Raw genomic sequence first — 11,374 nt, forward strand, 5'->3', positions numbered from 1 at the left:
CCCGGAACTGAACCGGGGCGCACCCGGGACACCCGCACGTCCCGGCGCGTGAGAAGGGGCCCGCCGGCATCAAGCCGGCGGGCCCCTTCTCGTACGACTGCCTGCCCTGGTTCCTTACGGCCGGGAACCGGGCCGGGTCACTCGGCCAGTGCGGCCTCGGCGTCCAGCGTCGCGCCGACCGCCTGGAGCACGGCCGCGATCTTGACGGCCTCCTGGACGGTCTCCCGCTCCACGCCGGCCTTGCGCAGCACCTGCTCGTGGGAGTCCAGGCACATGCCGCAGCCGTTGATCGCGGAGACGGCGAGCGACCACAGCTCGAAGTCGACCTTGTCGACGCCCGGGTTGCCGATGACGTTCATCCGCAGACCGGCGCGCAGGTTGCCGTACTCCGGGTCCGACAGCAGGTGCCGGGTGCGGTAGAAGACGTTGTTCATCGCCATGATCGCCGCGGCCGACTTGGCGGCCGTGTACGCCTCGGGCGAGAGGTTCGCCTTGGCCTCCGGCTCCAGCTCACGCAGCACCTTCGGCGAGCGCGAGGCGATCGCGCAGGCCAGCACGGTGCCCCAGAGCTGCTGCTGCGGCAGGTCGCTGTTGCCGATGACCGAGCCCAGGTTGAGCTTCAGGTCCTTGGCGTAGTCCGGTATGGCGGACTTCAGGTCGTCCAGCGCCATGGGTCACTCACCCGCCAGCAGCTTGACCGGGTCGAGGGTGTCCTCGCCGGACTTCCAGTTGCACGGGCACAGCTCGTCGGTCTGGAGGGCGTCGAGCACCCGCAGGACCTCCTTGGGGTTACGGCCGACGGAGCCGGCGGTCACCATGGTGAACTGGATCTCGTTGTTCGGGTCCACGATGAAGACGGCACGCTGGGCGAAGCCGTCCTCGCCCTCGACGCCGCAGTCCCGCATCAGCTCGTGCTTGGAGTCGGCGAGCATCGGGAAGGGCAGGTCGCGCAGGTCCGCGTGGTCCTTGCGCCAGGCGTGGTGGACGAACTCCGAGTCGCCGGACGCGCCGAGGATCTGGGCGTCGCGGTCGGCGAACTCGTCGTTCAGCTTGCCGAACGCGGCGATCTCGGTCGGGCAGACGAAGGTGAAGTCCTTCGGCCAGAAGAACACCACGCGCCACTTGCCCTCGTAGGACTTGTGGTCGATCTGCTCGAACTCCTTGCCGCTCTCCAGCGACACGCAGGCGGTCAGGTCGTACGTGGGGAACTGGTCACCGACAGTGAGCACACGCTCTCCTTGCAGATGGGAAGCCCGGGAAGCGGACCTCCGGGGTTGGACGGAGCCCCAGCATGGCACGCGGTGCATTGATCAGTGAAATAGCCGGACGGGCTGGTGTTGATCGGACCTCCTTATGAGTTTCGGTGGGGGTGGCAGGGTACGCGGTACGGCTCGTCCGCTGGTCGCGCGCGCGTACGGCGGTGGCGGCGGCGGGCCGGGGGAGTGGCGGCGCAAGCGCGGCGGCCGGTCGGCGTCACCGGCCCGAGTGCGGTGCGGACGACTGTTCGCGGCCCGTACGGGCACGCGGTGCCCGGTGTCGTTGATTGCCGCAGCGAATGATCGGATGGTGCGGGTAAACTCGCCCGGATCGATCGGAGGCGGTCATCGGCGGCCCAGGGCGGCGCCGGTGGCACCAGTGAGGCGGCGGCACCAGGTGCACAAGAGCAAGCAGCCCAGTCTGGCCCAGTTGCGGGCGTTCGCGGCGGTCGCCGAGCATCTGCACTTCCGGGACGCGGCGGCGGCGATCGGGATGAGCCAGCCCGCGCTGTCCGGGGCGGTCTCCGCCCTGGAGGACGCCCTGGGCGTGCAGTTGCTGGAGCGAACCACCCGCCGGGTGCTGCTGTCCCCGGCCGGCGAGCGGCTCGCGGTCCGCACCCGGGCGGTGCTGGACGCGGTGGCCGAGCTGCTGGAGGAGGCCGAGGCCGCACAGGCGCCGTTCACCGGGGTGCTCCGGCTCGGCGTGATCCCCACCGTCGCCCCCTATCTGCTGCCCACCGTGCTGCGCCTGGTCCACGAGCGCTATCCGCGCCTGGACCTCCAGGTCCACGAGGAGCAGACCTCCTCCCTGCTGGACGGTCTGGCCGCCGGACGGCTGGACCTGCTGCTGCTCGCGGTGCCCCTCGGGGTGCCCGGTGTCACCGAACTCCCCCTCTTCGAGGAGGACTTCGTGCTGGTCGTGCCCGAGGGGCACGAGCTGGGCGGCCGCACCGGCATCCGGCGCGAGGCGCTGGCCGAGCTGAAGCTGCTGCTGCTGGACGAGGGGCACTGCCTGCGCGACCAGGCCCTGGACGTCTGCCGGGAGGCCGGCCGCACCGACGCCCCGGTCACCACCACCGCGGCCGGACTGGCCACCCTGGTGCAGTTGGTCGCCGGCGGCCTCGGGGTGACGCTGCTGCCGGGCACCGCGGTCGCCATCGAGACGGGTCGCGGTGACCGGCTGCGCACCGGCTCGTTCGCCGCTCCCGCCCCCTCCCGCCGGATCGCGCTGGCCATGCGGGCCGGCGCGGCCCGGCAGGGCGAGTTCGAGGAGCTGGCGGCCGCCCTGCGCGAGGCGGTGCGGCCGCTGCCGGTCCGGGTGCTCGACGCGGACGGCTGAACCCCTCGGAGCCGGCCGGCCGGCGGTCTCGTCTGGGCTCCCCGCCGAGCCGGCTATCCGGTGGGCGGCTCCCCGGCGCGAGGCTCCCCGCCGGGCGGCTGCTCGCCGGGCGGTTCGTCCGGCCGGGCCTTGGGCGGGCGGCCGCGCCGGGCGATCGGGGCGGGCGCTGCCGGGGCCCGGCCCGCCTCCGCCAGCGCCCGGCGCAGCAGGAACTCGATCTGCGCGTTGGCGCTGCGGAGGTCGTCCGCCGCCCACCGGGCCAGCGCGTCGTACACCTTCGGGTCGAGGCGGAGGAGTACCTGCTTGCGCTGCTGCCGGTCGGGGGTCACTGGTACAGCGAGCCCGTGTTCAGCACCGGCTGGGCGGCACGGTCGCCGCAGAGCACCACCATCAGGTTGGACACCATGGCGGCCTTGCGCTCGGAGTCCAGCTCGACGATGTCCCGCTCGGTGAGCCGGTCCAGGGCCGCCTCGACCATGCCGACCGCGCCGTCCACGATCTGCCGCCGGGCGGCGACCACCGCGCCGGCCTGCTGGCGCTGGAGCATCGCGGAGGCGATCTCCGGGGCGTAGGCGAGGTGGGTGAAGCGGGACTCGATGATGTGCACGCCGGCCGCCTCGACCCGGGCGTGCAGCTCGACGGCGAGCTTCTCGGTGATCTCCTCGGCGTTGCCCCGCAGCGACAGGCCGCCCTCGTCGTGCGCGTCGTAGGGGTACTCGATGGCGATGTGCCGCACGGCGGCCTCGGTCTGGGTGGAGACGAACTCCAGGAAGTCGTCCACCTCGAAGAGCGCCTGCGCGGTGTCCTCGACCCTCCAGACCACGACCGCGGCCAGCTCGATCGGGTTGCCGTAGGCGTCGTTGACCTTGAGCACCGCGGTCTCGTGGTTGCGCACCCGGGTGGAGATCTTCGCCCGGGAGGTGAACGGGTTCACCCAGCGCAGCCCGTCGGTGCGGATGGTGCCGCGGTAGCGGCCGAAGAGCTGGACCACCCGGGCCTCGCCGGGGGCCACCATGTTCAGCCCGCACATGGCGAGGAAGGCGGCGAACCCGACCACGATCCCGGTCACGATCAGCCCGGCCTTGGCCCCGTCGCCGAGGTCGGCCGAGGCGCCGGCGACCACCAGCAGCACGCCGGCGGTGAGTCCGAGCAGTCCGAGGAGCAGGGCGAGCCCGCCGCCGATCGAGCGGGCGGCGAACTCCCGCACGCGGGGCTCCGGCATCTCCGGCGCGTCCCCCGGCACGGCGTCCTTGCTGGTCGGCGTGGTGTGTACGTCTGGTGCGGACATGAGCGTCCCCCGTTTCCGTGACCGGCAGGCCACTGGCAGCTTCCTAGCAACTTCCTAGCTAAGTGATATCACTTTAGCGCACGGCAGGCCCGGGTGCGCAACCCCCGGCGGTTGTCAGGCGTCGGTTCCCCCGGGAGCGGTGCTGATTCTCACGTCCGGAAAAGGGCGGATGCGTCGTCCTTTGACGTCCTCGCTGGTGTTAGTTTGCCTAGCTGGTCCGCTGCGGAACGCGCGCGGCGACGGCGGGAGCGGGGCGGCGAGGGGCGGCGGGGGGCCGCCGGCCGCGGGAGAGACGTCCTGGGCCGGTCCCGGCGGCGAACAGCGCCGAGCAGGAACCGAGCAGCGAGCAGAGCGGAGCTACTGAGCGATGGGTCGAGCGAGTGCGGAGACCGGGGGCGCGGCGATACGCCGGCGCCGCTTCTTCACCTGGCGGCGGCTGCTGGGCGCCTTCTTCGGGCTCTGCCTGCTCGCGATGGGCGCCTTCTTCGTCATCTACCTGCTGGTCCCGGTGCCCAGCGCCAACGCCGAGGCGACGCTTCAGAGCAACGTCTACAAGTTCTCCAACGGCAAGATCCTCGCCCGCACCGGCAAGGTCAACCGCGAGATAGTCGGCCTGGAGAAGATCCCCGACGACGTGGAGAAGACCTTCGTCGCCGCGGAGAACAAGACCTTCTACGAGGACTCCGGCGTCGACGTGAAGGGCACCGCCCGAGGCCTGGTCAACACCGTCACCGGCCAGGGCAAGCAGGGCGGCTCGACCATCACCCAGCAGTACGTCAAGAACTACTACCTCAACCAGGACCAGACGGTCACCCGCAAGCTCAAGGAGCTGGTGATCTCCCTCAAGGTCGACCAGCAGATCAGCAAGGACGACATCCTCGCCGGGTACCTCAACACCAGCTACTACGGCCGCAACGCCTACGGCATCCAGGCCGCCGCCCAGGCGTACTACCGGGTGGACGCCGAGAAGCTGACCGTGGAGCAGGGCGCCTATCTGGCCTCGGTGCTCCAGGCGCCCAGCCAGTACGACTGGTCGGCGGCCGGCCCCACCGGCCGCACCAAGGTCCAGCAGCGCTGGAACTACGTGCTGAACAACATGGTCGAGGAGGGCTGGCTCGGCGCCTCCGAGCGGGCCGGGATGACGTTCCCGGTGCCCAAGGAGCCCAAGGCCGCGCCCGGCATGGAGGGCCAGCGCGGCTACATCGTGGAGGCCGCCAACAAGGAGCTGGTCGAGCAGGGCGGCATCACCGAGGCCGAGCTGAAGGCCGGCGGCTGGAACATCACGCTCAACATCGACGAGAAGCGCCAGAAGAGCCTGGAGAAGGCGGTCAAGCGGCGGCTCGAGGACAACCTCGACCGCAAGGGCAGCAAGGTCGACGCCACCGTGCAGGCCGGCGCCACCTCCGTCGACCCCAAGACCGGCGGCGTGGTCGCGCTGTACGGCGGGGTCGGCGCGACCGAGCACTGGCTGTCCAACGCCACCCGCCGCGACTACCAGCCCGCCTCCACCTTCAAACCGGTCGTCTTCGCCTCCGCGCTGGAGAACGAGGCCCGCACCCAGGACGGCCGGCTGATCGGCCTGGACACCGTCTACGACGGCACCAGCCGCCGCCCGGTGGTCGGCAGCGACGTGCCGTTCAACCCGCAGAACGACCTGGGCATCAGCTACGACAACCCCACCGTGCGCACCGGCCTGGCCCGGTCCATCAACTCGGTGTTCGCCCAGATGATCGTGGACGTCGGCCCCAAGACCGCCAAGCGCACCGGGCTGGACCTCGGCGTCCCCGACGGCAAGGACTTCACCGAGTCGCCGGCCGCCTCGCTGGGCACCATGAACGCCTCCACCTGGGACATGGCCGGGGTGTACGCCACGCTCGACAACCACGGCAAGAAGGTCACCCCCTCGATCGTGAAGTCGGCCGAGCGCCAGGGCCGCGCCTTCGAGCGGACGAACTCCCCGGTCGGCGACCAGGTGATCAGCCGGCAGACCGCCGACACCGTCACCGAGGGCCTGACCGGCGTGGTCGACAACGGCTCCGGCTTCGAGGCGAACACCCCGGCGTTCGACGCGGCCGGCAAGACCGGCACCTCGGAGAACAACAAGTCAGCCTGGTTCGCCGGCTACACGCCCGAGCTGACCACCGTCGTCGCGCTGTTCGGCGAGCGGCCGGACGGCTCCGGCCAGGTGTCGCTGACCGGCACCGCGCAGGCCGGCCGGGCCAACGGCGGCGGCTTCCCCGCCCGGATCTGGGCCGACTACACCAAGGCGGCCCTGGGCGGCGGCTCGGACGCCCGCTTCGACCTGGACGTCGCCGACACCGTCGACCCCGGCGGCCCCGCGGTCTCCGAGAGCCCCAGCGAGGAGCCCACGGAAAGCGAGAGCCCGAGCGACGAGCCGACCGAGAGCCAGAGCCCCAGCGACGAGCCGACCGAGAGCCAGAGCCCCAGCGACGAGCCGAGCACCTCGGAGAGCCCGAGCGACGAGCCGACCGAGAGCCAGAGCCCCAGCGACGAGCCCAGTGACGACGGCGAGCCCGGCGACGGCGACCAGTCGGGCGGTTCCGGCGGCGCCGACGACGGCGCCACCGGCGGCGACGGCGGCGCCGACCCGCTGGGCCCGCTCAGGCCCTGAGCCGGCGCGGGCAGGCAAGCGGACGAGACCCCGCCCGGGCTCAGACCCGGGCGGGCAGCTCGAACCAGACCACCTTGCCGGTGGACAGCCGGGTGGCGCCCCAGCGCCGGGCCAGCCGGTTGACCAGGAACAGCCCGCGGCCGCCCTCGTCGGTGTCCCGCGCCCGCCGCTGCCGGGGCAGTTGCGGCGAGTCGTCGCCGACCTCGCAGCGCAGCACGTCGGTACGGAGCAGCCGCAGCGTCACCGGCCGTTCGGCGTACCGCACGGCGTTGGTCACCACCTCGCTGACCAGCAGCTCCACCTGGTCCGACAGCTCCTCCAGGCCCCAGCGGGCCAGCGCCCGGCGGGCCAGGCGGCGGGCCCGCCCCGGGGCGGCGTCCTCCGGCTCCAGGAACCAGTACGCCACGTCGCTCGGCGCGATCCCGTCGAACCGGGCCGCCAGCAGCGCGATGTCGTCGTCCCGGTCGCCGGGCCCGAGCATGTCGAGCACGTCGTCGCAGAGCGCCTCCAGCGGCGGCGGATGGTCCGGCCCGGTCAACTGCGCGGTGGCGGCCAGCCGTTCCCGCAACTGCTCGATCCCTGCCCAGACGTCCCGCATCCGGGACTCCACCAGGCCGTCGGTGTACAGCAGCAGGGTCGCCCCGGCCGGCGCGTCCAGCTCCACCGCCTCGAAGTCCACCCCGCCCACGCCGATCGGCGCGCCCGGCGGCACCCGCAGCACCTCGGCCCGCCCGCCCAGGTGCAGCAGCACCGGCGGCGGATGGCCCGCGTTGGCGATGGTGATCCGGTGCGCTACCGGGTCGTACACCGCGTACAGGCAGGTCGCCATGCGGTTCTCGCCGAGCCGCTGGGCCTGCTCGTCCAGGTGGTGCAGCACCTCCTGCGGCGGCAGGTCGAGCCCGGCCAGGGTCTGCGCGGTGGTGCGCAACTGGCCCATGATGGCCGCCGACGTCATGGAGTGCCCCATCACGTCGCCCACCACCAGCGCCACCCGGCTGCCGGGCAGCGGGATGGCGTCGTACCAGTCGCCGCCCACCCGCGCGGTCTCGGCCGCGGGCAGATAGCGCGAGGCCAGCCGTACGCCGGTGGGCTGCGGCAGGTTCTCCGGCAGCATCGTGCGCTGGAGCTCGTCGGCGATGTACGCCTCCCGCCCGTACAGCACCGCCTTGTCGATGCCCAGCGCGGTGTGCGTGGCCAACTGCGCGGCCACCAGCAGGTCGCCCGGCTCGAACGGCGCCCGGTCCGGGCGGCGCAGGAACACGGCCGCGCCGATCACCCGGCGCCGCCCCCGCAGCGGCGCGAGGATGGCGCGGTGACCGCTGGGCACGCAGCGGTTGTCGCCGAGCAGCTCGGGGAAGGCGGCCCGGGCGGCCGCGGAGTCGCCGAAGACCGGGCGCACCCCGCGCAGCACCTCGGCGAGCGCCCCGCCGGGCGGCACCTGGCACAGCTCGTTGGCCGGCCCGAGGTCGAGGTCGTCGTCCGGGTCGGTGGTGGTCAGCGACAGCTCGCCGTCGTCTTCGGTTAAACGCAGCCGGTCCGTGCGCCGCAGCCGCAGGATGAAGGGCTCCACCGGGCGGTCGTCGCCGACCGGCAGCGGGTCGCGCAGGTAGACCAGGATCGCGTCGGAGAAGGTCGGCACGGTGGCCCGGCACAGCCCCAGCACGATCTCGTCCAGGTCGATGCCGCGGGCGATCCGCCGGGTGGCCGCGCCGACGAACCGCAGCCGGTCGGCCTCCCGCCGCACCGCGCCCGCCGGGTCCGCGCCGCTCTCCCCGGCGAAGGCCGGCGGCAGCGTCTCGTCCACCAGGCCGCGGCCCTTGGCCGCCCGGCCGGAGCGCGTGGCCTTGCCGGCCGCACCCGGGTCGCCGCCGGGCGGCGCAGGGGAGTCGGAGGGGGTGACGCCGTCCGGGCGGGCCGTGCTCGCGGCGGCCGCCCGGGCCAGCGCGGCGGCCGCGCCGGGCCCCGACGCGGCGGCCGGGTCGCCCGGGGCCGCGGGCTGCGCGGGCACCTGGACGGCCCGGGACGCCGGCGGCGAGCCCGGCCGCGGCCGGGCGCGTTCCTGCGGCCGGGCGGCGCCGGGCTGGCGGCCTTCATGGGAGGTGGGCTGCTCCGTCACGCGTGCGTTTCCGTCCGTCCGGGCCGGTGGTGCGGTGCCATCGCTCTGTCAGGCGCTATACCCGCTCCGAACGCGGCGTCGACAGAGGAGGACGGATCCGGGCACGGATGAGACACGATCGACCCCCTCCTGAATGACTTACGGTCAGTTCCTGCACTCTGCTCAGTCGTTACCGCTCCCTGACTTCGCGGAAGCCGATCCTACGTTTGCACCCGGGGGGCGCATCAAGGGTCTCATGGCGCCGTGCGCGCCGGGGCGCGATCCCAGTCCGCGGGCAGCGCGGGCACCGCCCAGCCCGGATCGGGCCGCCAGTGCTCCCAGCCGTCCGCGAACGGCGACCCCCAGGAGCGGATCACCTCCGCCGCCGCCCGCCCGGCCTCCCGTACCCGCCGGGCCTGCTCCGGGCCCATCAGCCCGCTGCGCTGCGCCTGCTCGAACTCGTCCTCGTCCCGCCACAGCCAGCTCCGGTCCGGGTAGACCGAGATGTCGAGGAAGTGGTCCTCGGAGTCCACCCCGCACGCCCACCGGGTGCGCGGCTCCTCCAGGTTGACGTACCAGCTCCGGAACAGCCAGCCCGGCTCCCAGAACAGCCACACCGACCACGGCTCGCCGGGCCGGGCCAGCTTCAGCACCCCGGCGCCGGTCCAGCGGGCGCGGGCGGTGGTGCGCGGGGCGGTGTACCGGGTGGCCAGCGGTTCGGCGTGCACCGGGGAGCCGTCCAGGAGCACCGGCTTGACGCACTCGGTGCCCGGCGCCATCCACACCGCCAGCAGCTCGTCGGTGTCCTGCACGACCGTCACCGGCCGGCAGATGTGGACGCGGCCGCCGGCGTTGTCCCGGTAGCGCCACAGCACCTGCGTCCCCGGTGCCCACCGGCGCGCGGTCACGCCCCCCGTCCCGGGCCGACGCCCGCTCGTCGTCGTGGTACCGCTCCCCGTCGTGGTCTCGGCTTCGGCTGTCATGAGCAGATCTTAGGGGCGGCCGCCCGCGTCCGCCTCGAACCGGGTCACGGGCGGCGGGGCACCCCCGCAGGGCCGCCCGCCACCCGTGATCCGCCGGTCATCCCGCCGTCACGGATGCGTCATCCGCAGCACGTCCAGCGCCTCGTCCAGTTGCCCGGCCGTCAGGTCGCCGCGCTCCACATAGCCGTTCTCCAGCACCACCTCGCGGATCGTCTTGCGCTCCGCGAGGGACTTCTTGGCCACCTTCGCGGCCTCCTCGTAGCCGATGTACTTGTTGAGCGGGGTGACCACCGACGGCGAGGACTCGGCGTACTCCCGGGCGCGCTCCCGGTCCGCGGTGATCCCGTCCACCGTGCGGTCGGCCAGCAGCCTGGCGGCGTTGGCCAGCAGCCGCACCGACTCCAGCAGGTTCTTCGCCATCACCGGCAGCATCACGTTCAGCTCGAAGTTGCCCGCCGCGCCGGCCGCGGCCACCGTGGCGTCGTTGCCCGTCACCTGGGCGCACACCATCAGCACCGCCTCCGGGATCACCGGGTTGACCTTGCCCGGCATGATCGAGGAGCCCGGCTGGAGGTCGGGCAGGTGGATCTCGGCCAGTCCGGTGCGCGGTCCCGACGCCATCCAGCGCAGGTCGTTGCAGACCTTGGTCAGCGAGACCGCGATCGTACGCAGCTGGCCCGAGGTCTCCACCAGCCCGTCCCGCGCGCCCTGCGCCTCGAAGTGGTCGCGGGCCTCGGTCAGCGGCAGTCCGGTGGCCCGCGCCACCTCGGCGATCACCGCCGCCGAGAAGCCGGGCGGGGTGTTGATGCCGGTGCCCACCGCCGTACCGCCCAGCGGCAGCTCCGCCAGCCGGGGCAGCGAGGCGCGCAGCCGCTCCACCCCGTGGCGCACCTGCGCCGCGTAGCCGCCGAACTCCTGGCCCAGCGTCACCGGGGTGGCGTCCATGAGATGGGTGCGGCCCGACTTCACCACGTCCGCGAACTCCGCCGACTTGCGCTCCAGGCTCTCCGCCAGGTGCTCGAGGGCCGGGATCAGGTCCCGGGTGACGGCGGCGGTGGCGGCGATGTGGATGGAGGAGGGGAAGACGTCGTTGGACGACTGGGAGGCGTTGACGTGGTCGTTGGGGTGGACCGCGTCCGGACCGCGGCCCAGCCGCTCGCCGGCGAGGGTGGCCAGCACCTCGTTGGTGTTCATGTTGGACGAGGTGCCCGAGCCGGTCTGGAAGACGTCCACCGGGAAGTGCTCGTCCCAGCGCCCCTCGGCGACCTCCGCGGCGGCCGCCCGGATCGCCTCCGCCACCTTCTCGTCCAGCACGCCCAGCTCGGCGTTGACCTTGGCGGCGGCGGCCTTGATCCGGGCGAGCGCCTCGATGTGGGCGCGCTCCAGGCGCTGCCCGGAGAGCGGGAAGTTCTCCACCGCCCGCTGGGTCTGCGCCCGCCACTTCGCGTGCGCGGGGACCCGCACCTCGCCCATGGAGTCGTGCTCCGTGCGGAACTCGCCGGACTGCTCGCTCATGCCTCGCTCCTCCTCGATCCCACGTTTCGCGGCGGGTGGCCGCCTACCCCCCGTGCCACCGCTCACCGCCGCTCTCCTGTCCGGTGAGCAGTTGGCTGGATCGCTCTGTTCCCAAGGGGGCCTACCCACCAGTAAATACCGGGGGTAACCCCACTTCCAGGAGGCTCGATGACGCGCAGCAGGCGCAGCATCCGATGGGCGCTCGCGGCAGCGGCCGCCCTCGCGACCGTCGCCGGCACCACCCTCACCGCCGCCGGCCCCGCCAC

Annotated in this window: 9 protein-coding genes; 2 read left to right on the top strand and 7 right to left on the bottom strand. The window is 73.1% G+C overall.

What is annotated here, in order from left to right; all coding sequences use genetic code 11:
- Nucleotides 1-137: 137 nt before the first annotated feature.
- Both C6N75_RS23210 and C6N75_RS23215 read right to left on the bottom strand, forming a co-directional pair.
- Nucleotides 138-671, bottom strand: a complete 534-nt coding sequence (locus C6N75_RS23210) for an alkyl hydroperoxide reductase (RefSeq protein WP_105870840.1) — start codon at nucleotides 669-671, stop codon at nucleotides 138-140.
- Nucleotides 672-674: 3 nt separating this feature from the next.
- The gene (locus tag C6N75_RS23215) at nucleotides 675-1,229 is read right to left on the bottom strand and encodes a peroxiredoxin (protein ID WP_105870841.1); all 555 of its coding nucleotides are present in this window, start codon (nucleotides 1,227-1,229) and stop codon (nucleotides 675-677) included.
- A gap of 424 nt (nucleotides 1,230-1,653) precedes the next feature.
- Between C6N75_RS23215 and C6N75_RS23220 the strand changes: the two genes are divergently transcribed.
- Nucleotides 1,654-2,595, top strand: coding sequence for a hydrogen peroxide-inducible genes activator (locus tag C6N75_RS23220; protein WP_258177564.1), 942 nt, complete (start codon nucleotides 1,654-1,656; stop codon nucleotides 2,593-2,595).
- Between the two features lie 53 nt (nucleotides 2,596-2,648).
- Here the strand turns inward: C6N75_RS23220 and C6N75_RS23225 are convergent, their stop codons facing one another.
- The gene (locus C6N75_RS23225; RefSeq protein WP_105870843.1) at nucleotides 2,649-2,924 is read right to left on the bottom strand and encodes a hypothetical protein; all 276 of its coding nucleotides are present in this window, start codon (nucleotides 2,922-2,924) and stop codon (nucleotides 2,649-2,651) included.
- Nucleotides 2,921-3,883 carry an SPFH domain-containing protein gene (locus C6N75_RS23230; protein ID WP_105870844.1) on the bottom strand — a complete coding sequence of 321 codons (963 nt, stop codon included), beginning with the start codon at nucleotides 3,881-3,883 and terminating at the stop codon, nucleotides 2,921-2,923. Before C6N75_RS23230 ends, C6N75_RS23225 begins: the two co-directional genes overlap by 4 nt.
- 367 nt (nucleotides 3,884-4,250) lie before the next feature.
- Between C6N75_RS23230 and C6N75_RS23235 the strand changes: the two genes are divergently transcribed.
- Nucleotides 4,251-6,515 (top strand): transglycosylase domain-containing protein, encoded by a 2,265-nt coding sequence (locus C6N75_RS23235; RefSeq protein WP_105870845.1) that lies wholly within the window; start codon nucleotides 4,251-4,253, stop codon nucleotides 6,513-6,515.
- A gap of 40 nt (nucleotides 6,516-6,555) precedes the next feature.
- Here C6N75_RS23235 and C6N75_RS23240 read toward each other — a convergent pair whose 3' ends face one another.
- The 3 genes from C6N75_RS23240 to C6N75_RS23250 all read right to left on the bottom strand — a co-directional run bounded on the left by C6N75_RS23240 (nucleotide 6,556) and on the right by C6N75_RS23250 (nucleotide 11,108).
- Nucleotides 6,556-8,631 (bottom strand): SpoIIE family protein phosphatase, encoded by a 2,076-nt coding sequence (locus C6N75_RS23240; protein WP_105870846.1) that lies wholly within the window; start codon nucleotides 8,629-8,631, stop codon nucleotides 6,556-6,558.
- 233 nt (nucleotides 8,632-8,864) lie between these two features.
- A complete protein-coding gene (gene fomD / locus C6N75_RS23245; RefSeq protein ID WP_105870847.1) occupies nucleotides 8,865-9,593 on the bottom strand; it encodes a cytidylyl-2-hydroxypropylphosphonate hydrolase in 729 nt (242 codons plus the stop codon).
- 108 nt (nucleotides 9,594-9,701) lie between these two features.
- Entirely contained in the window at nucleotides 9,702-11,108 is a 1,407-nt protein-coding gene (locus C6N75_RS23250; RefSeq protein ID WP_105870848.1) for a class II fumarate hydratase, read from the bottom strand.
- Nucleotides 11,109-11,374: the final 266 nt, after the last annotated feature.

It is taken from the genome of Streptomyces solincola (assembly GCF_002982015.1).
In the GTDB taxonomy this organism is placed as follows: domain Bacteria; phylum Actinomycetota; class Actinomycetes; order Streptomycetales; family Streptomycetaceae; genus Streptomyces; species Streptomyces solincola.

Coding starts and splice junctions, on each gene's coding strand:
- C6N75_RS23250 (WP_105870848.1), bottom strand. CDS start 11,108: ATGAGCGAGCAGTCCGGCGAGTTCCGCACGGAGCACGACTCCATGGGC.
- fomD (WP_105870847.1), bottom strand. CDS start 9,593: ATGACAGCCGAAGCCGAGACCACGACGGGGAGCGGTACCACGACGACG.
- C6N75_RS23230 (WP_105870844.1), bottom strand. CDS start 3,883: ATGTCCGCACCAGACGTACACACCACGCCGACCAGCAAGGACGCCGTG.
- C6N75_RS23235 (WP_105870845.1), top strand. CDS start 4,251: ATGGGTCGAGCGAGTGCGGAGACCGGGGGCGCGGCGATACGCCGGCGC.
- C6N75_RS23210 (WP_105870840.1), bottom strand. CDS start 671: ATGGCGCTGGACGACCTGAAGTCCGCCATACCGGACTACGCCAAGGAC.